The organism is Ruegeria pomeroyi DSS-3, from assembly GCF_000011965.2.
Taxonomy (GTDB): Bacteria; Pseudomonadota; Alphaproteobacteria; order Rhodobacterales; family Rhodobacteraceae; genus Ruegeria_B; species Ruegeria_B pomeroyi.
Map to the genome: position 1 here is coordinate 3,445,507 of NC_003911.12, position 19,494 is coordinate 3,465,000.

Genomic DNA, 19,494 nt, shown 5'->3' on the forward strand with positions numbered 1-19,494 from the left:
TGCCGCGATCAAAGCCGCGGCGCAACCCACGGCGCGACCAGTTCACAGCGCCTTGCGTCGTTCGCCCACGAATGACCCGAATAGGAAAAACATTCCTCGTCTCAGGCGGGCAAGGCAAAAAAATCATTTGTTTGCAAACAAACAACCCGGCGCTTAAAGTCAAAGTGTCTCCAAAATATCCCCTCATTTGGGAAATTTTCCCGCCTTCCCCTATGGCCAGGGGCGCCGAATACGCCTATCTCAGCTCCACCCCCTCGCAACAGGCAGGACCTATCGCCCGTGTTCGACCTTCCCGCTATGCGCGCCAACCTCGCCGACAAGTACGACCTTGCCCCTTCGCCCACGCTTGCCGCCGAGATGAGCGCCGAATACGCCCGCATGGCGCGGGTGGTCACCCCCGCCGACTGGGCCATTCACGCGCCCTATGTCCGCGCGATCAACCAGCTCAAGGCCGAGCGTGGCGCCGTTATCCTCGGTCATAACTACATGACGCCGGAAATCTATCACGGCATTTCCGATTTCGTCGGCGACAGCCTGCAACTGGCGATCGAGGCCACCCGCACCGACGCCGATGTGATCGTGCAATGCGGCGTGCATTTCATGGCCGAGACCTCAAAGATCCTCAGCCCGGACAAGACCGTGCTGATGCCGGATATGGAAGCGGGCTGTTCGCTGGCCGAAAGCATCACCGCCGAGGGCATCGCCCAGATGCGGGCGAAATATCCCGGCGCGCCGGTGGTCTCTTATGTGAACACCACCGCCGAGGTAAAGGCCGCCTCGGATATCTGCTGCACCTCCTCCAACGCCGCCCAGATTGTCGCCGCCCTGCCCGAACACACGATCATCATGACCCCCGACCAGTATCTGGCCCAGAACGTGGCCGCCCAGGTGCCACAAAAGAACGTGGTCTGGTGGGAGGGCTCGTGCATCGTGCACGAGCAATACAGTGCCCGCGACCTGCGCGATTTCCGTGAATGGAACCCGGGCACCCGGCTGATCGCCCACCCCGAATGCCCCCCCGATGTGGTGGCCGAGGCCGATTTCTCGGGCTCGACCAGCGGCATCATCGACTATGTCACGCGGGAGAAGCCACAAAAGGCGCTGCTGATCACCGAATGTTCGATGGCCTCGAACATCGCCGATGCCCTGCCCGAGGTCGATTTCGTCGGCCCCTGCAACATGTGCCCCTATATGAAGAAGATCACGCTGGAAAAGGTACTCTATGCGCTCGACACCATGACCGGTCAGGTCGAGGTAGACCCCGAGGTCGCCCGGCAGGCGCGGCTGGCGGTGCAGCGGATGATCGACCTCAGCCGGCAACTGGGGGTCTGAGGCCCCGATGCAGGACCTGCGCACCGACCGCGTGGTCATCATCGGCGCCGGGCTGGCCGCGATCTATGCGGCACTGAAACTGGCGCCGCACCCGGTGCTGATGATCTCACCCGATCCGCTGGGCCATGGCGCCAGCTCGGCCTGGGCGCAGGGCGGTGTGGCCGCAGCGATGGACCCTGCCGACACGCCCGAGGCGCATGCGCGCGACACCCTGCGCGCGGGCGCGGGAACGGTGCTGCAAGAGGTGGCCGACTACGTCACCCGGGCGGCGCGCGCGCATATCCTCGACCTGACCGATCTGGGCACCGCCTTCGACCGGACCCGGGACGGCGGCTATGTGATGTCGCGCGAGGCGGCGCATTCGGCGGCCCGCGTGGTGCGGGTCAAGGGCGATCAGGCCGGGGCCGAGATCATGCGCGCCCTGATCGCGGAATTGCGGCAGACCCGGTCGGTCCAGGTCCTCGAAGGCGCCCAGGTCACGCGCCTGCTGGTCGAGGCCGGGCGGGTCAGCGGCGTCTGCCTAACCTCTGCCGCGCCCGAGGGGTCGGCCCCCGTCACGTTGCGCGCGCCTGCCGTTTTGCTGGCGGCAGGCGGGGCGGCGGGGCTTTATGCCCAGACCACCAATCCCGCCCGCATCCGCGGTCAGGCCTTGGGCATGGCCGCCCGCGCGGGTGCGCGGATCGCCGACGGCGAATTCGTGCAGTTTCACCCAACCGCCATCGCGACCGGCGCCGATCCCGCGCCTTTGGCGACCGAGGCGCTTCGCGGCGAAGGCGCGATCCTGATCGACCGGCACGGCCAGCGGTTCATGCCCGCGCTGCATCCCGACGCTGAACTGGCACCGCGCGACGTGGTGGCCCGTGCCGTCTATCTGCAGACACAGGCGGGCAATGCCCCCGCGCTGGATACCCGCGCGGCCATCGGCGCGCATCTGCCCACCCTGTTTCCCGCCGTTGCCCAGGCCTGCGCCGAGGCGGGGATCGACCCGCTCTCTGCCCCGATCCCGGTGGCGGCGGCAGCGCATTACCATATGGGGGGCGTGGCCGCCGACCTGGATGGAAAGTGCAGCCTGCCAGGCCTCTGGGTCTGTGGCGAGGCCGCCTCGACCGGGTTGCATGGCGCCAACCGGCTGGCCTCGAACGGGCTCTTGGAGGCGCTGGTCTTTGCCCGCGCCTGTGCCCGCGACATCGCCCGGCAGGTGCGCCAGACAGTGGCGGCGCGGGTGGACATCTCCTTTGCTCCCGGCGGCGATGCGCCAGATGCGCAGACGGTTGCCGAACTGCGCCGGATCATGACCGATCATGTGGGCGTGGTCCGCGATGTCGACGGGCTGCGCCGCGCCCTGCGCGCCATCGCACAGATCGAGGGTGCGCATCCACCCTGCGACGCGCTTGCCAACATGACCGCCACCGCCACGATGATTGCCGCCGCCGCACTGATGCGGCAGGAAAGCCGCGGCGCCCATTACCGCACCGATTTCCCGCAGGCCGCGCCCGGCCCCGGCCAGCGCTCGGACCTGACGCTGGAACAGGCGCTGACGCTGCGCAACACGCTTTGACCCAAGGACCCGCCATGACCCATGCCCCCCTGCCCGACCTGATCCTGGAACCGCTGGTGCGTGCCGCCCTGATGGAGGATCTGGGCACGTATGGCGACATCACCACCCGTACCGTGATCGCACCCGGCACCCGCTATTGCGCCCGGCTGAACGCCCGTGCCGCCGCCACCGTCTCGGGCATGCAGATCGCGGCGCTCGCATTTCGGCTGGTCGACCCGGCGCTGCGGGTCGAGACGCTTGTGGCCGATGGCCAGACCTGCGCCGCCGGCGACACGCTGATGGTGATCGAGGGCGAGGCCGCCGCCATTCTGTCGGCCGAGCGGGTGGCGCTGAACTTTGTCGGGCGGCTCTGCGGCATCGCCACCCTGACCGCCGCGCTGGTGGCCGAGACCCACGGCACCAACGCGCGCATCACCTGCACCCGCAAGACCACTCCGGGTCTCAGGTTGGTCGAGAAACAGGCGGTGCTGCATGGGGGCGGCTTCAACCACCGCTATTCACTGTCCGACGCGATCCTGATCAAGGACAACCACATCGCCGCCGCCGGTGGTATCCGCCCGGTCCTCGAAGCGACCCGTGCCCGCGCGTCGCATATGGTCAAGGTCGAGATCGAGGTTGACCGTCTTGACCAGCTGGAAGAGGTGCTGGCGGTGGGTGGCGCCGATGCGGTGCTGCTCGACAACATGGACACGGAAACGCTGGCCCGCGCGGTGCGGATGGCGAAGGGTCGCCTGATCACCGAGGCCAGCGGCAATGTCACCCTCGACACGGTCGCCGCCATTGCCGCCACCGGGGTGGATTACATCTCGTCCGGCGCGCTGACCCATTCCTACCGCACCGTCGATCTGGGGCTCGATTTCTGATCCATGCGAGGCGCTGCCTCGCGCTCCGGAGTACTTGAGGCGAAATGAAGGGGCATGCCCCCCCTCTTGCTCGCGCGGCTTGACTCCACGACCCGATCCGCGTAATCCCGCCGCAACTGTCCGGAAGCGTCACACCTTCCGGTCCCCGGTCTTGTCCGGGGATCGCCCTCCACCAGCGTGTTACGCCCGTGGAGGCGATTGTGTATTGATCCACCGCTTCCTACCTTGGGGGCGCCACCGCAACAGGCAAAAGGAGCCGGAGAGCCATGTTTGAAAATCTGTCCGAACGCCTCTCTGGCGTCTTCGACCGCCTGACCAAGCAGGGCGCGCTGAGCGAGGAAGACGTCAAGACCGCCCTGCGCGAGGTGCGCGTCGCGCTGCTCGAGGCGGACGTGTCGCTGCCGGTGGCACGTGACTTCGTCAAGGCGGTGCAGGACAAGGCCACAGGCCAGGCGGTGACCAAGTCGGTCACGCCGGGCCAGCAGGTCGTCAAGATCGTCCATGACACGCTGGTCGACGTGCTGCGTGGCGCCGAAGACCCGGGCAAGCTGAAGATCGACAACCCGCCCGCGCCGATCCTGATGGTCGGCCTGCAGGGTGGCGGCAAGACCACAACCACCGCCAAGCTCGCCAAGCGCCTGAAAGAGCGCGAAGGCAAGAAGGTGCTGATGGCCTCGCTCGACGTCTATCGCCCGGCGGCGATGGACCAGCTGGCGGTGCTGGGCGCGCAGATCGGCGTCGACACCCTGCCGATCGTGCCGGGCCAGAAGCCGGTGGATATCGCCAAGCGCGCCAAGCAACAGGCGATGATGGGCGGCTATGACGTCTACATGCTCGACACCGCCGGCCGCCTGCATATCGATCAGGTGCTGATGCAAGAGGTCGAGGATGTCCGCAACGTCGTAACCCCGCGCGAAACCCTGCTGGTGGTCGATGGCCTGACCGGCCAGGTCGCCGTCGAGGTGGCCGAGGAATTCGATGCCAAGATCGGCATCTCGGGCGTGGTCCTGACCCGGATGGACGGCGACGGGCGCGGCGGCGCCGCCCTGTCGATGCGTGCGGTGACCGGCAAGCCGATCCGCTTTGTGGGCTTGGGCGAAAAGATGGACGCTCTCGAAACATTCGAGCCCGAACGTATCGCCGGCCGCATCCTGGGCATGGGCGATATCGTTGCCCTGGTCGAAAAGGCCCAGGAAACCATCGAGATGGAACAGGCCGAGCGCATGATGAAGCGCATGGCCAAGGGTCAGTTCAACATGAACGACCTCAAGATGCAGCTGGAACAGATGATCCAGATGGGCGGCATGCAGGGCATGATGGGCATGCTGCCGGGCATGGGCAAGATGGCCAAGCAGATGGATGCCGCGGGTCTGGACGACCGTGTCCTGAAACAGCAGATCGCGCTGATCCAGTCGATGACCAAGAAGGAACGCGCCAATCCCGCCCTGCTCCAGGCCAGCCGCAAGAAGCGAATCGCCGCCGGCTCCGGGATGGAGGTCAGCGACCTCAACAAGCTTCTGAAAATGCATCGCCAGATGGCGGACATGATGAAGAAGATGGGCAAGATGGGTAAGGGCGGCATGCTGAAACAGGCCATGAAGGGCATGTTCGGCAAGGGTGGCACACCCGCCGACATGGCCGAGATGGCCAAGGGCATGGACCCCAAGGCGCTCGAGGCTGCGGCCAAGGCGATGGGCGGCGGCAAGGGTCTTGGCGGCGGTCTGCCAGGTGGCCTGCCCGGCCTGGGTGGCGGCATGGGCCTGCCCCCGGGGCTGAGCGGGCTGGGAAAGAAGAAGTAACGTGACCCCGATCCCCACCATATCGACCGAGCGGCTGACGCTGCGCGCGCCGGAGCAACGGGATTTCCCGGGCTTTGCGGCCTTCTTTGCGTCAGAACGGTCGAAATTTGTGGGCGGGCCGGTCCCGGCGGAACAAAGCTGGCGCATGCTGGCAGTCGAGCTGGGCCATTGGCAGCTGCGCGGCTATGGCCGCTGGGCGGTCGAAGAGACCGCAACCGGCCGCTTTGCCGGCATCATCGGGCTGTGGAACCCCGAGGGCTGGCCCGAGCCGGAAATCGGCTGGGACCTGATGGATGGGTTCGAGGGCAAGGGATACGCGACCGAAGCCGCCCGCGCCGCCCGCGATTATGCCTATGACGTACTGGGTTGGCCCACCGCGATCAGCCTGGTCGCGCCCGGCAATGACGGCTCGCGCCGTGTCGCCCAGCGCCTGGGCGCCACGCAGGACGGGCTGTTCACCCATGAACGGTTCGGCACGCTGGAGATCTGGCGTCACCCGGCCCCGTCCGAACTGTCGGATGGCGGCATGGAGGCCTATGCATGATCGACCTGCAGATCCCGACCCTGACCACCGACCGCCTGATCCTGCGCGCGCCCGAGGCACGCGATTTCGAAGGCGTGGCCACCTTCTTTGCCGATGCCGAGCGCAGCTGGGGCTTTGGCGGCCCGCTCAGCCGCAACGAGGCCTGGCGTTGGTTCGCCTCGATGATCGGCCATTGGGTGCTGCATGGCTATGGCTTCTGGATGGTCGATACCCGCGAGGGCGAGCCGGTCGGCTTTGTCGGTATCTGGTCGCCCGAGGGCTGGCCGGAACCGGAACTGGGCTGGGTCGTCTACCAAGGCGCCGAGGGCAAGGGATATGCCCGCGAGGCCGCCGAGGAGATTCGCCGTTACGCCTATGCGGTGCTGGGCTTTGAAACGCTCAGCTCGAACATCATCCCGGGCAATGCCCGCTCGGTCGCGCTGGCCGAGCGTATGGGCGCGCAGTACGAGCGCAGCTTTGAGAATGTCACCCATGGGACCGAGATGGTCTATCGCCATCCCGGCCCTGACGATTTGGCCGAGGGGGCGGCATGAGCATCCCCACCCTGCATACCGAGCGCCTGACCCTGCGCGCCCCGCAACTTGCGGATTTCGAGCATTGGGCCGCCTTCTTTGCTTCGCCCCGCGCGGTGCATGAACGCGGCATGATGGACCGCGCCGCCGCCTGGCGTGTCTGGGCCTCGGACGTGGCAATCTGGACCCTGCGCGGCTATGGCCCCTTCGGCGTCGAACTGCGCGACACCGGCACCTATGTGGGCGAGGTGGGCATCTACGAACCCGACGGCTATCCGGGCCCGGAATTGGGCTGGTTTGTCATCCCCGAGGCCGAGGGCAAGGGATACGCCGCCGAGGCGGCGCGCGCGGTGATGATCTGGGCGCGGCGCAATTTCGGCTGGGACCAGCTGACTAATATCATCGACCCGGCCAACCAGCGCTCCATCGCGCTGGGCCTGCGTCTGGGCGGCGTGATCGACCCCGACGGCATCGGCGAAGACCCGGGCGACGTGGTGATCGCGCACGATCTGCGGGGGCTGGCATGACCCTCTCCATTCCCGTGATCGAAACCGAACGCCTGATCCTGCGCGGCCCCCGCGAAAGCGATTTCGAGGCATTCGCCGCCTTTGGCGCCTCGGACCGGTCGCGCTTTGTCGGCGGCCCCTTTCCCCGCTTCCGCAGCTGGGGCGGGTTCCTGGCCACCTATGGCCACTGGGCATTGCGGGGCTATGGCATGTGGATGGTCGAAGAGCGCGCCACCGGCGCCACCGCCGGGCGCATCGGCTTCATCTTCAACGATGGCTGGGACGAGCCGGAGCTGGGCTGGCACATCTTCGACGGGTTCGAAGGCAAGGGTTACGCCTATCAAGCCGCCAGCGCGGCCCGGGCGCATGGGGCGCAGCACTTCGGCCTCGACGGGGTGATCTCTTATATCGACCCGGCCAACACCCGTTCGCTCCGTCTGGCGGAACGGCTGGGCGCGCAGTACGAGCGCGACGGAGAGGTCGCAGGCCACCCCTGCCAGGTCTGGCGCCATCCGCATCAGGGGGCGGCCGCATGACCCACACCATCCCCGTCATCGAAACCCGGCGCCTGATCCTGCGCGGCCCCGAGCCCGAGGATTACCCGGATTTCAAATCGACCTTCACCAGCTATCGCGCCCGCTTCATGGGCGGGCCGCTGAACCCCTATGAGGCGTGGATGCTTTACGCCGCCGAGATCGGCCATTGGCAGATCCGCGGCTATGGCATGTGGATGATCCACGACAAGGTGACGGACGAGACCTATGGCATGGCGGGCGGCTGGAAACCTGCGAAATGGCCCGAGGCCGAGATCGCCTGGGTAATCTGGCCCGATGCCGCCGGCAAGGGCTATGCGCTGGAGGCCACCCACGCGGCGCGCAAACATTTCTACCGCTATCTCGGCTGGGAAACCGCGGTCAGCTATATCGACCCCAAGAACCTCGACTCGATCCGCCTGGCCGAGCGGCTGGGGGCCAAGAAGGACCCCGAGGCGCCGACCATCGACGGCAATGACGCGGTCTATCGCCATCCCTCGCCCGCCAAACTGGATGGCACCCAGCTGGCGCATGGGATCGACATGGAAATCGCCCACTACGCCGACCCGCTGTTCAAACCGAAAGGATGGGCCATTGACTGACCAGATGCCTGATCCCGTGGCCCGCGCCGCCGAATTGCTGAAAGGCCACCGCGCCAGCATCGACCGGCTGGACGCGATCCTTGTCTACACGCTTGGCGAGCGGTTCAAACACACCCAGGCCGTGGGCAAGCTCAAGGCCGAACACGACCTTCCCCCGTCCGATCCGGTGCGCGAGGCACAGCAGATCGAGCGGCTCGAAGACCTGGCGAAGGAGGCCGATCTGGACCCCGACTTCGCCAAGGCTTTCCTGAATTTCATCATTCAGGAAGTCATCCGGCACCACAGGAAACACCAGGAATAACCGGAATGACCCCGGTCAACACGAAACACGCCCCCGGCGTGATGCCAATCAAAGGAGAAACCCAATGGCAATGAAAATCCGTCTGGCCCGTGGCGGCTCGAAAAAGCGTCCCTTCTACCGCATCGTGGCCGCAGACAGCCGCATGCCGCGCGACGGCCGCTTCATCGAGAAGCTGGGCACCTATAACCCGCTGCTGCCCAAAGACAGCGAAGAGCGCGTGAAGATGGACGTCGAGCGCGTGCAGTACTGGCTGAGCCAGGGCGCCCAGACCACCGATCGCGTCGCCCGCATGCTCGAAGCTGCTGGCGTCGTCGGCAAGACCGAGCGCTCGAACCCCAACAAGGCCGTGCCGGGCAAGAAAGCCAAGGAACGCGCCGAGGAGAAGGCCGCAAAGGCCGCTGCAGCAACCGAAGCGGCAGCTGAAGAATAAGCAGGACACGCGTGCGGGATCAGAGCTTTTCCGACGATTTCCGCACGCAGTTCGACCTGCTGATGCGGCTCCGGCGCGATGTACGCCGGTTCCGCACCGATCCGGTGGACGAGGCAGTGCTGACGCGCTGCCTCGACACCTTTCGCCTGGCCCCTTCGGTGGGGCTGAGCGAACCCTGGCGCGTGATCCGCGTCGAAAGCGATGCTGCCCGCGCGGCAGCACTTGAGAATTACCAGAGCGCGAACGGCGAGGCCCTCAAGGGGTACTCGGGCGAGCGGGCGCAGCAATACAGCCAGCTGAAACTGTCAGGCATGCAAGAGGCGCCGGTGCAACTGGCGGTGTTCTGCGATGACGCGACGGCCAAGGGGCACGGGCTGGGCGCTGGCACCATGCCGGAAATGCGGCGGTATTCGGTCGTGTCGGCCATCACGCTGTTCTGGCTGATGCTCAGGGCCGAGGGGCTGGGGCTGGGCTGGGTGTCGATCCTCGATCCCGACAGGCTGTGCCGCGATCTGCGTGCACCCGAAACCTGGCGGCTGATCGGGTATTTCTGCATCGGCTGGCCGCAAGAGTGTTCGGACATACCGGAGCTGGAAACCGCCGGCTGGGAGGTGCGCGACCGCCGCCTGACGGTCGAGATCCGTTAGGCACAGATGTTCCGCCCTGTCCGATTGCTCTTGTTCGTCACAGTCGCCTTTGTCGGCGGAGTGGTATACGAACGCAATGCCCACCGCGACCGCTGTCTGGATGCCGGCGGGCGGGTCGAGATGGATTTATGCGAGGGATGGCGGAAATGAGCGATCTGATTTGCGTCGGTTCGGTGGCGGGCTCTTTCGGGGTGCGCGGCGAGGTGCGGCTGAAAAGCTTCTGCGCGGTCCCCGAAGATATCGAGATGTATTCGCCGCTGACCGACGAGAGCGGTACGGCGCGCTATCCCATCGTGCTGACCCGCGCGATCAAGAACGGGTTTGCTGCCCATCTGGGCGGGGTCGAGACCAAGGAAGAGGCCGACGCGCTCAAGGGGTTGCGCCTTTACACACAACGCGACCGGCTGCCTTCGCTGCCCGATGACGAGTTCTATCATACCGACCTGATCGGGCTTGAGGTGTTCGACACCGGCGGCACGCTTCTGGGCAAGGTGATCTCGGTGCAGAATCACGGCGCCGCGGACCTGCTGGAGATCGGCGGCGCCGGGCTGAAATCGCCCGTTCTGTTGCCCTTCACCCAGGCTGCCGTTCCCACCGTGGACCTGGAGCAACGCCGCATCGTCGCCGACCCGCCCGAAGGGCTGTTCTGAAATCGGCGGCATTTGCCCGGCTTTCGATCTCTACTGATCCATCAATAGTTCGGGTGCTGCGGAGCGGTGATCCGGACTTTGCCGCTGTTTGGGGTGTGCCCGATTACAGCACACTTTGTCGCCACATTGCCCGGAACGCGGCAGAACCCCTCGCGATACCTTGCCGCGCGATCTGGCGTCCCTCTCGACAGCCGCTCGCGGCCGCGCCTGCCGGGCAACGGATGGTGCGGATATCACCGTCGCAGCCGCGTCGAGACCAAGATGCATCGTGTCGAACCTCTAGGCGGGTGACACATCGCGCGAGGCTTCGACCGGCAGGGTGCGGAACTCCAGGCCCACGCCGCGCGCTCCGCCCCTGACCCACCTGTCACAGGTGCGACAGGATAAACCCGTTCTGGGGAGAGCGGCGCACCTCCACCACAGGACTTGTGCAACACAGACAAAAAGGCACCGGCGTTTGCAAGAGCACCGGGGTCATCCAATGAAAAACGCCGCCCACAAGGGACGGCGTTTGCGTTGCGATGGTCGGAAATGGATTAGAAACCCAGACCTTCGTATTTCTTCTTGAACTTCGACACGCGGCCGCCGGTGTCCATCAGGCGGGACGAGCCGCCAGTCCAGGCCGGGTGCGAAGAGGGGTCGATTTCCAGCGACAGGGTGTCGCCTTCCTTGCCCCAGGTGGATTTCATCTGGATGACGGTGCCGTCGGTCAGCTTGACGTCGATCATGTGGTAGTCGGGATGGATGTCTTTTTTCATCTTTCCGGTCCTTACGCTTCGGCGTCAGCCTTGGGCTTGTAGTTTGCGACTTCGGCGATACGGGCCGATTTGCCACGGCGCGCACGCAGATAGTACAGCTTGGCGCGGCGCACGCGGCCACGGCGCACGACGGTGATGCTGTCGATGTTGGTCGAATAGAGCGGGAACACACGTTCCACGCCTTCGCCGAACGAAATCTTGCGAACGGTGAACGAGCCGGCGATGCCGCTGCCGTTCTTGCGGCTGATGCAGACGCCTTCGTAGTTCTGCACACGCGAACGGGTGCCTTCGGTCACCTTGTAGCCGACGCGGATGGTGTCACCGGCCTTGAAGTCGGGGATATCTTTCCCCAGGGCGGCAATCTGTTCCGCCTCGAGCTGTGCGATAAGATCCATCGCTATTCTCCTGGTTTGCCCGTGGTTCTACCCACGAAGATATGTGCGTCCCGAGAGCTCGTGGTCTTCGATCGGGTCCGCCGCAGCGCCCGCCCGAGATCGGATCGTCCGTTTCTTTGTACCCGCCCCGTTGCGCCGGATATCCGGTCGAAGTAACCGGACGGGGTGCTGCAACAGAACAAAGACCGGAGTCGCCAAAGGCGATTCCAGACCGGCCTCGTTTAGGCAATACCGGGGCGGGGATCAAGGACATTGAACGGCTCGCAACGATCTTTTTCGCACAGGCTCGCAGTGGCCCCGCCGATTTCCGCCAATTGGGCGGTGGGTGGTTGCTTTTGGCCGCCGCCGCGCCAATTTCTGAAAGAGATTCGATTTCAGTCCCGGTTTCACAGCGAGTCATTATGCGCCCCCTGATCCTGCTATTTGTCCTTCTTTCCCTGATGGCCGCCTGCGGCCGCCGCGCGCCCGAACCCGAGCCGGTGCCGGCCCCCGACCCGATGCGCGCCGAACTGGCGCAACTGGTCACCTATCCGAAGTTCGGCGATGCCGATCCGCACCCCTGGGACGGGCGCGCGCCCCAGAGCTATCCGATCCACGGGATCGATATCTCGCGCTGGCAGGGCAATATCGACTGGGCAACCGCCCGCGCGGCCGGGGTGAACTTCGCCTTTATCAAGGCCACCGAGGGCGGCGATGTCGCCGACCCCAAATTTGCCGAGCACCGCCGAGGTGCACAGGCGGCGGGCGTCCCCTGGGGGGCCTATCACTATTACTACTTCTGCCGCCCGGCAGAGGAACAGGCGCGCTGGTTCATCCGGCATGTGCCGCGCGGCGCCGACCTGCCGCATGTGCTGGACATGGAGTGGACGCACCGCTCGCGTACCTGCCCGCTGCGCCCCGAGGGCGCCAAGGTGCGGGCCGAGGCGCGCAAGTTCCTCGACCTGCTCGAGGCGCATTACGGGCGGCGGCCGATCATCTACACGACGGTTGATTTCTATCGCGATACCGGCATCGGTCAGTTGCGCGATACCGAGTTCTGGCTGCGCTCGGTCGCGGGCCATCCGCGCCAGGTCTATCCCGGCGCCTATTGGACCTTCTGGCAATATACCGGCACCGGGCTGGTGCCCGGGATCGAGGGTAAGGTGGACATCAACGTATTCCGCAGCGCCCCCGATATCTGGCTGCGCTGGAAGGCCGGGCAGATCGGCTGAGGCGCTTCCCTCGGCTCGCACCTTGCCCTATGACAGCGGCCATGAGCAACGCACCCACCCGTTCCCATGGCCGCAAGGCCATTCGCCCGACGCTGCAACCGCGCGAGTTGATGACGCCGACGCCCGAATTGCACGGCGTCTGGCAGGCACGGATCATCACCCTGTTCCCCCAGGCCTTTCCCGGCGTGCTGGGCGAAAGCCTGACCGGCAAGGCCTTGCAGGACGGGTTGTGGCAACTGCACACCACCGACCTGCGCCGGTTCGGGGTGGGCAAGCATCGCAATGTTGACGACACCCCGGCGGGCGGCGGCGCGGGCATGGTGCTGAGGCCCGATGTACTGGGCGCGGCGATCGAGGCGACGATGCAGGGCACCAGCAGCAACTGGCCGCTGATCTACCTGTCGCCGCGCGGGCGGCCGATGGATCAGGCGCTGATGCAGTCGCTGGCGCGCTGCGACGGGGTGACATTGCTGTGTGGTCGGTTCGAGGGCGTCGACGAGCGGGTGCTGGAGCATTACGGCATCCAGGAGGTCTCGCTGGGCGATTTCGTGATGACCGGCGGCGAGATCGCGGCGCAGGCACTGATCGACGCCACCGTGCGGCTGTTGCCCGGTGTTCTGGGCAACCAGGCCTCGACCGAGGAGGAGAGCTTTTCCTCGGGCCTTCTGGAACATCCGCAATACACCCGCCCCGCCGAATGGATGGGCCGCCCCATCCCCGAGGTGCTGATGTCGGGCCATCACGGCAAGGTGGCCGAATGGCGCCGCGCCCAAAGCGAAGAGATCACGCGACGCCGCCGCCCCGACCTGTGGCAACGTCATCAGGCGACCAAGGACGATTGACAGCCCCTGTGCCCGGATGTGCAGATTGGGGGATGCGATTTCGGGAAAGAAGGTTTTACATGTTTTACGGAAAGCTTCAGGGCGAGAATGGTGACCGTTTCCGTGCCGCGCTGCAAACGATGCAAGAGCTGTTCGGTTCCGTCTATGCCTCGGACAACCTGATCGGCCTGCAGCGGGCGGGCGGCTTTCGCGAGGACAAGAAATTCGTCGAGACCCTGCGCCGGAACGCCCAGACCCAGCAAGAGCTTTCCATCGCCTGGCGGCTGCATACGCTGCTTTGGGCGGCGCAGAACGTGATGCATCTGCCCGGTGATTTTGTCGAATGCGGTGTGTGGAAAGGGTTCTGTTTCGCTTTCCTGACCGACTATCTGGACTTCGCCAAATCGGACAAGACGCTATACCTGTATGACACCTATCAGGGTATTCCCGAGGCGATGAATTCCGAGAAGCGCTCGAACCAGGTCTATGAAAAGGATATTGCCCAGGACCCGAACGCGATCCTGAAAGTGGTGCAGCAGCGGTTTGCCAATGTGCCCAATGCACGGATTGTTCAGGGCATGGTGCCCGACAGTTTCGCTGAGGCCTGCCCCGAACGGATCGCGCTGTTACATATCGACATGAACTCGGCCGCGTCAGAGATTGCGGCGCTTGAGGCGCTGTTTGACAAGGTGGTGCCGGGCGGCATGATCGTGTTCGATGATTACGGCTGGACCGGCTATGCCGCGCAGCGCCACGCCGAAAACGCCTTCATGGCCGCGCGCGGACATACGGTGCTGGAAATCCCCACCGGCCAGGGGTTGGTGATCAAGCATTGAGGCGGGGCGTTCCCGGTCTGGCCATTTCCGCCCTTGGATAAGGCAGGACGGCAACGCAAGGCAAAGCTGCCAGTTTCCGAAGGGTCCTCACCGGCAGCTTTGTGCTTGGTCTTGCTCCAGCCTCAACTGAGTTGGCGCTTCATGAGCTGGGACAGGTGCGAGTTGCGGTTGAGCAAGAAAACCCTGAGGAGACTCGGATAGTTTGCGGATACCGCTTGTTTGACCGAAGGTCGCGCTGCCAACTCCTTGCGCCACGCCGCCACCTTCTCCTTGCCCAGCAGGATGCCGAAATCGGCGATTTCATCGAACGTGTCGAAGTATCTGAAAATCGGCGCAAAAACGGTATCGACAAGAGTAAACGCGTTACCTGCAAAAAAGGCCCCCTCTCCCAACTGCCGCTCCAGCTGAGCGAACTTTGCTTCCAATGCTGCCGTTTTCTGGTCGAAGGCGTCTTCCGTCTGAGCATTGTACAGCCCGGCAATGTCGTTGAGGATGGACGAGCCGAATTCGATCCATCCGCGGTGCTGAGCGCGTGTTATCGCAGCCTTGGAGTGGAGAGGCGGCGACTGAGTATCTTCCAGGTACTCCAAAATCGCAGTTGATTCGAATATTGCTTGTTGGTTGTCCAACAGGACCGGCGTCTTGCCGAGCGGCGAGATTGCGAGAAACCACTCGGGCTTTTTTGCAAGGTCGATGTCAGTGCGTTCAAAAGAAACGCCTTTTTCAAGCATCGAGATTGCCGCCCGTTGGACATAAGGACAGAGAGCGTGGCTCATTAGGTGAAGGGTCACTTGATGTCTCCATGTTGATGCACTTGCATCTATATGGAGGTCAGGGGATGAGACGTCAAGGTTGATGCACCCGCATCTATCTGGGTATACTAGCTTACGATGACACCCAGCGAACAGACAACAAGAGCATGGACCTCACTTCTCTCAGTCGGCCAAGCCTTGCTTGGCGACATTGAAGCTGAGCTGCAGACCCACGGGCTTCCAAAACTGAGTTGGTATGATGCGTTGTTTGAAATTGAAAAAGCCGGTGCAGACGGCATACGCCCTTACGAACTGAAAGAGCGGTTATTGCTTCCACAGTATGGAACCTCGCGTCTGCTGGATAGGATCGCCAAGGCTGGCCTCGTCACGCGCGAGGATGTCATTGGCGATGGCCGGGGGCAGATCATCAGGCTTACCCCTAAAGGGATAGAAACCCGTAAAGAGATGTGGCCGATCTATGCCGAGATGTTGATCAAATCGGTTCAGCAAAAACTCAGCCAACCCGAACTTGACGAGCTGGTGCGCCTCCTTGGCAAGCTCGCAAGTACCAACAAGTTACGTTCGTCTATCCCGTAGCACCGGTGAGTAAGGGCTCATACCCACCAATCGACGCCGCGCGTGAAAATCTTTGGCTCCGTGAATCTGCCTGCCGACTTCAACTCTACCCGCGTTCAAAACTGCCTCTCGGGTGGGTCGGCGATGCCGCTTCCCGAGGCGAGATTTCCGAAGAATTGCAGGAGCGTCTGTCCTGGATCGGTGTCAGTGTTGCCGTCACCCTGATCGGGTTTTCGACCCTGATGCTGGGCACGTTCTCCCGCTTTGGCCTTTGGCCGCAACTGATCGCCGCCTTTGCCGGGCTGATTGCGCTTGAAGGGATGCGCAGCACCGCCACGGCCTTTGTCGGATCGCATCCCGGGCTGTGGTGGGTCCAGCACGCACCCGCCCTGGGCGGTATCGCGCTATCGATCCTGTTCCTCAAGCTCGCAGGCCGACCGTTGCGCCTGCGCCGGTATCCAGACACCGGCAGCGTTTGACGTCGAAGCCTTCGTTTTTGCTCTCATGGGAATACTCCCTTCAAGCGCTCTCCCGCCTGGTCAGTGAAGCTCTTCGACGCGGTTAACCAGCCGGATCGGCACCACCCGACAAGCTGGCAATCCGCGTCTCATGGCTTCCCCGTGGAACTCGCCGCGGGCGTCCCGTTGATCGGGTTGCGGTTGGAGCGAACCCGGGTACTCCAAGACGGCGCGGCAATAGGTTAGGGGGGCAACGCCCCAGACGCGACTGCCCTCAGGGAGAGAGCAAGTGGCCAATCAGGGGTGCTGACAAAAATGAAAAAAGCCCCCGCTGATGGCGGAGCTTGATCCGTAAGTTTGGTTGCGGGAGCAGGATTTGAACCTGCGACCTTCAGGTTATGAGCCTGACGAGCTACCTGGCTGCTCCATCCCGCGCCGGTTGTTTTTTGATCGTTGTAGAGAGATGAGTATTTATTAGGTTTGGCGGTGACCTACTCTCCCGGGGCTTGAGCCCGAGTACCATTGGCGCGGAGGCACTTAACTTCCGGGTTCGGGAAGGGACCGGGTGTATTGCGCTCGCTATGACCACCAAACCGAATAAATACTCACTGTCCGCCTTGCGGACAGTGAGGGTGGCAGGCAGCGTTTTCCGGAGGAAAGCGCGTTGCCACCCGTATTGTCCGGGCGGGAGTATCAATCGGGTGTTGTCCAAGTCGAGTTGGTGCTTTTGGTTCTTGATTTGGCCTGGCGCGCGGAGCGCTACTTGAGGCCATTTGATCAGTCTTTCTGTTACTGGATCGGATCAAGCCTATCGGGCGATTAGTACCGGTCAACTGAACGCATTGCTGCGCTTACATCTCCGGCCTATTGACGTGGTGGTCTTCCACGGCCCTCAGGGATACCTTGTTTTGAGGGGGGCTTCCCGCTTAGATGCCTTCAGCGGTTATCCTGTCCGATCATAGCTACCCTGCACTGCTGCTGGCGCAACAACAGGTCCACCAGTGGATCGTTCACCCCGGTCCTCTCGTACTAGGGGCAACTCCTCTCAAGTATCCTACACCCACGGCAGATAGGGACCGAACTGTCTCACGACGTTCTAAACCCAGCTCACGTACCTCTTTAAACGGCGAACAGCCGTACCCTTGGGACCTGCTCCAGCCCCAGGATGAGATGAGCCGACATCGAGGTGCCAAACACTGCCGTCGATATGGACTCTTGGGCAGTATCAGCCTGTTATCCCCGGCGTACCTTTTATCCGTTGAGCGATGGCCCTTCCACTCGGGACCACCGGATCACTATGGCCGACTTTCGTCTCTGCTCGACTTGTCAGTCTTGCAGTCAGGCTGGCTTCTGCCATTGCACTCAACGAGCGATTTCCGACCGCTCTGAGCCAACCTTCGCGCGCCTCCGTTACGCTTTAGGAGGCGACCGCCCCAGTCAAACTACCCGCCACGCAGGGTCCCGGATCCGGATAACGGACCGCGGTTAGACATCAAGAGTGCGAAGGGTGGTATCTCAAGGTTGGCTCCACGGGAACTGGCGTTCCTGCTTCAAAGCCTACCACCTATCCTGCACATCACAATCCTGATGCCAGTGCGAAGCTGTAGTAAAGGTGCACGGGGTCTTTCCGTCTAACCGCGGGAAGCCTGCATCTTGACAGGCAATTCAATTTCGCTGAGTCGATGTTGGAGACAGCGGGGAAGTCGTTACGCCATTCGTGCAGGTCGGAACTTACCCGACAAGGAATTTCGCTACCTTAGGACCGTTATAGTTACGGCCGCCGTTTACCTGGGCTTCAATTCGGAGCTTGCACCCCTCCTTTTAACCTTCAGGCACCGGGCAGGCGTCAGACCCTATACGTCGTCTTGCGACTTCGCAGAGCCCTGTGTTTTTAATAAACAGTCGCCACCCCCTGGTTTGTGCCCCCGGATCCAAGTTGCCTTGAACCCGGGCCTCCTTCTCGCGAACTTACGGAGGTATTTTGCCGAGTTCCTTCAACATCGTTCTCTCAAGCGCCTTGGTATTCTCTACCAGTCCACCTGTGTCGGTTTAGGGTACGGTCTGATGGAGGGCTATTTCCAGGGACCACTCAGCAGCCCAGCCAATCCGATAAGGCTGAACTACATCCGTGATCCGTCACATCCTCCTGGCCTAGGAATATTAACCTAGTTCCCATCGCCTACGCCTTTCGGCCTCGGCTTAGGGGCCGGCTTACCCTGCTCAGATTAGCTTTAAGCAGGAACCCTTGGACTTTCGGCGAGAGTGTCTCTCACACTCTTTGTCGCTACTCATGTCATCATTCTCGCTAGTGATCTCTCCACCGGATGGCTCACGCCCCGGCTTCATCGAAAGCCTCGCGTCTCCGACGCTCATTTTTGATGCCCTACCGCTTCGCTACTTGAGGGCAGTTGCCTGCACCCACTCAGCGATTGGTCGAGATCAAATGAGCTAAAGAGACATGAGACTATGTCACACTACGCTCCGCTACCATGCCTTACGGCATCCTCAGCTTCGGCTCATGGCTTGAGCCCCGTTACATCTTCGCCGCAGGACGTCTTGATTAGACCAGTGAGCTGTTACGCTATCTTTAAAGGATGGCTGCTTCTAAGCCAACCTCCTGGTTGTTTTGGACATCCCACCTGCTTTCCCACTTAGCCATGAATTGGGGGCCTTAGCTGGAGGTCAGGGTTGTTTCCCTCTCCACTACGGGCGTTAGCACCCGCAGTGTGTCTGCCATCTAGTACTCCCGGGTATTCGGAGTTTGGTTAGGATCAGTAAGCCTGTGGGGCCCCATTACCCATCCAGTGCTCTACCCCCCGGGGTATTCGGATGACGCTCTACCTAAATAGATTTCGCGGAGAACCAGCTATCTCCGAGTTTGATTGGCCTTTCACCCCTAGGCACAGCTCATCCCGATCCTTTTCAACGGATGTGGGTTCGGTCCTCCAGCAAGTGTTACCTTGCCTTCAACCTGGCCATGCCTAGATCACTCGGTTTCGGGTCTGATCCCACGAACTCGACGCCCTATTAAGACTCGCTTTCGCTGCGCCTACACCTAACGGCTTAAGCTTGCTCGTGAGACCAAGTCGATGACCCATTATACAAAAGGTACGCCGTCAGGACTCGAGGTCCCTCCGACTGCTTGTAGGCGTCCGGTTTCAGGTACTGTTTCACTCCCCTCGTCGGGGTGCTTTTCACCTTTCCCTCACGGTACTGGTTCGCTATCGGTCAGCAAGGAGTACTTAGCCTTCGAAGGTGGTCCTCCGATCTTCAGACAGGATTTCACGTGTCCCGCCCTACTTAATACGTCCCATCGAACTTCGAATACGGGGCTATCACCCGCTATGGCCATGCTTCCCAACATGTTCTTCTCATTCTCAAGGCTCGGCTGATCCCCGTTCGCTCGCCAC

Annotated in this window: 21 protein-coding genes, 1 tRNA gene, 2 rRNA genes and 1 pseudogene (1 of these 25 only partly in view); 19 read left to right on the forward strand and 6 right to left on the reverse strand. The window is 62.9% G+C overall.

What is annotated here, in order from left to right:
• Positions 1–279: 279 nt before the first annotated feature.
• The 14 genes and pseudogenes from nadA to SPO_RS23530 form a co-directional block, all read left to right on the forward strand.
• Positions 280–1,332, forward strand: coding sequence for a quinolinate synthase NadA (gene nadA / locus SPO_RS16425; RefSeq protein ID WP_011048933.1), 1,053 nt, complete (start codon positions 280–282; stop codon positions 1,330–1,332).
• Positions 1,333–1,339: 7 nt separating this feature from the next.
• Positions 1,340–2,890, forward strand: coding sequence for an L-aspartate oxidase (locus SPO_RS16430; RefSeq protein WP_011048934.1), 1,551 nt, complete (start codon positions 1,340–1,342; stop codon positions 2,888–2,890).
• 14 nt (positions 2,891–2,904) lie between these two features.
• A complete protein-coding gene (gene nadC / locus SPO_RS16435) occupies positions 2,905–3,753 on the forward strand; it encodes a carboxylating nicotinate-nucleotide diphosphorylase (RefSeq protein WP_030003255.1) in 849 nt (282 codons plus the stop codon).
• Between the two features lie 266 nt (positions 3,754–4,019).
• Entirely contained in the window at positions 4,020–5,552 is a 1,533-nt protein-coding gene (gene ffh / locus SPO_RS16440) for a signal recognition particle protein (protein WP_011048936.1), read from the forward strand.
• Position 5,553: 1 nt separating this feature from the next.
• On the forward strand, positions 5,554–6,096 hold the full coding sequence (locus SPO_RS16445) for a GNAT family N-acetyltransferase (RefSeq protein WP_011048937.1): 543 nt from the start codon (positions 5,554–5,556) through the stop codon (positions 6,094–6,096).
• Complete coding sequence (locus SPO_RS16450; RefSeq protein ID WP_011048938.1) at positions 6,093–6,629, forward strand: GNAT family N-acetyltransferase; 537 nt, start codon at positions 6,093–6,095, stop codon at positions 6,627–6,629. Before SPO_RS16445 ends, SPO_RS16450 begins: the two co-directional genes overlap by 4 nt.
• Positions 6,626–7,135 carry a GNAT family N-acetyltransferase gene (locus SPO_RS16455; RefSeq protein ID WP_011048939.1) on the forward strand — a complete coding sequence of 170 codons (510 nt, stop codon included), beginning with the start codon at positions 6,626–6,628 and terminating at the stop codon, positions 7,133–7,135. Before SPO_RS16450 ends, SPO_RS16455 begins: the two co-directional genes overlap by 4 nt.
• Positions 7,132–7,650 carry a GNAT family N-acetyltransferase gene (locus SPO_RS16460; RefSeq protein ID WP_011048940.1) on the forward strand — a complete coding sequence of 173 codons (519 nt, stop codon included), beginning with the start codon at positions 7,132–7,134 and terminating at the stop codon, positions 7,648–7,650. Before SPO_RS16455 ends, SPO_RS16460 begins: the two co-directional genes overlap by 4 nt.
• Complete coding sequence (locus tag SPO_RS16465; protein WP_011048941.1) at positions 7,647–8,249, forward strand: GNAT family N-acetyltransferase; 603 nt, start codon at positions 7,647–7,649, stop codon at positions 8,247–8,249. Before SPO_RS16460 ends, SPO_RS16465 begins: the two co-directional genes overlap by 4 nt.
• A 4-nt stretch (positions 8,250–8,253) precedes the next feature.
• Complete coding sequence (locus tag SPO_RS16470; RefSeq protein ID WP_011048942.1) at positions 8,254–8,550, forward strand: chorismate mutase; 297 nt, start codon at positions 8,254–8,256, stop codon at positions 8,548–8,550.
• A gap of 64 nt (positions 8,551–8,614) precedes the next feature.
• Positions 8,615–8,980, forward strand: coding sequence for a 30S ribosomal protein S16 (rpsP, locus tag SPO_RS16475; protein WP_011048943.1), 366 nt, complete (start codon positions 8,615–8,617; stop codon positions 8,978–8,980).
• An 11-nt stretch (positions 8,981–8,991) separates the two neighbouring features.
• Positions 8,992–9,627 (forward strand): 5,6-dimethylbenzimidazole synthase, encoded by a 636-nt coding sequence (gene bluB / locus SPO_RS16480; RefSeq protein WP_011048944.1) that lies wholly within the window; start codon positions 8,992–8,994, stop codon positions 9,625–9,627.
• Between the two features lie 146 nt (positions 9,628–9,773).
• A complete protein-coding gene (gene rimM, locus SPO_RS16485) occupies positions 9,774–10,277 on the forward strand; it encodes a ribosome maturation factor RimM (protein ID WP_011048945.1) in 504 nt (167 codons plus the stop codon).
• Positions 10,278–10,499: 222 nt separating this feature from the next.
• A pseudogene (locus SPO_RS23530) lies at positions 10,500–10,664 on the forward strand (IS5/IS1182 family transposase); the annotation flags it as partial.
• A gap of 149 nt (positions 10,665–10,813) precedes the next feature.
• Here SPO_RS23530 and rpmE read toward each other — a convergent pair.
• Both rpmE and rplS read right to left on the reverse strand, forming a co-directional pair.
• Entirely contained in the window at positions 10,814–11,035 is a 222-nt protein-coding gene (gene rpmE, locus SPO_RS16490) for a 50S ribosomal protein L31 (RefSeq protein ID WP_011048946.1), read from the reverse strand.
• 11 nt (positions 11,036–11,046) lie between these two features.
• A complete protein-coding gene (gene rplS, locus SPO_RS16495; RefSeq protein WP_011048947.1) occupies positions 11,047–11,430 on the reverse strand; it encodes a 50S ribosomal protein L19 in 384 nt (127 codons plus the stop codon).
• Between the two features lie 401 nt (positions 11,431–11,831).
• On the opposite strand from rplS, the gene SPO_RS16500 reads away from it, so the two are divergent.
• The 3 genes from SPO_RS16500 to SPO_RS16510 are packed head-to-tail and all read left to right on the forward strand — an operon-like array spanning position 11,832 to position 14,298.
• Positions 11,832–12,641 carry a glycoside hydrolase family 25 protein gene (locus SPO_RS16500; protein WP_011048948.1) on the forward strand — a complete coding sequence of 270 codons (810 nt, stop codon included), beginning with the start codon at positions 11,832–11,834 and terminating at the stop codon, positions 12,639–12,641.
• Between the two features lie 41 nt (positions 12,642–12,682).
• The gene (gene trmD / locus SPO_RS16505) at positions 12,683–13,483 is read left to right on the forward strand and encodes a tRNA (guanosine(37)-N1)-methyltransferase TrmD (protein WP_044028687.1); all 801 of its coding nucleotides are present in this window, start codon (positions 12,683–12,685) and stop codon (positions 13,481–13,483) included.
• Between the two features lie 59 nt (positions 13,484–13,542).
• A complete protein-coding gene (locus SPO_RS16510) occupies positions 13,543–14,298 on the forward strand; it encodes a TylF/MycF/NovP-related O-methyltransferase (RefSeq protein WP_044028688.1) in 756 nt (251 codons plus the stop codon).
• A 122-nt stretch (positions 14,299–14,420) separates the two neighbouring features.
• Here the strand turns inward: SPO_RS16510 and SPO_RS16515 are convergent, their stop codons facing one another.
• Positions 14,421–15,074, reverse strand: a complete 654-nt coding sequence (locus SPO_RS16515) for a glutathione S-transferase family protein (RefSeq protein ID WP_044028689.1) — start codon at positions 15,072–15,074, stop codon at positions 14,421–14,423.
• Between the two features lie 114 nt (positions 15,075–15,188).
• On the opposite strand from SPO_RS16515, the gene SPO_RS16520 reads away from it, so the two are divergent.
• Together SPO_RS16520 and SPO_RS16525 are read left to right on the forward strand one after the other, a co-directional pair.
• Entirely contained in the window at positions 15,189–15,647 is a 459-nt protein-coding gene (locus tag SPO_RS16520) for a MarR family winged helix-turn-helix transcriptional regulator (RefSeq protein WP_011048952.1), read from the forward strand.
• 155 nt (positions 15,648–15,802) lie between these two features.
• Positions 15,803–16,105: a hypothetical protein gene (locus tag SPO_RS16525; protein ID WP_044028690.1), complete on the forward strand. Its 303-nt coding sequence runs from the start codon at positions 15,803–15,805 to the stop codon at positions 16,103–16,105.
• Between the two features lie 337 nt (positions 16,106–16,442).
• Here SPO_RS16525 and SPO_RS16530 read toward each other — a convergent pair.
• From SPO_RS16530 to SPO_RS16540, 3 genes are all read right to left on the reverse strand, one after another.
• A tRNA-Met gene (locus tag SPO_RS16530) sits at positions 16,443–16,519 on the reverse strand.
• A gap of 43 nt (positions 16,520–16,562) precedes the next feature.
• Positions 16,563–16,677: ribosomal RNA gene (gene rrf, locus SPO_RS16535) — 5S ribosomal RNA — on the reverse strand.
• A 205-nt stretch (positions 16,678–16,882) separates the two neighbouring features.
• A 23S ribosomal RNA gene (locus tag SPO_RS16540) occupies positions 16,883–19,494 on the reverse strand; it runs 284 nt beyond the window's last position.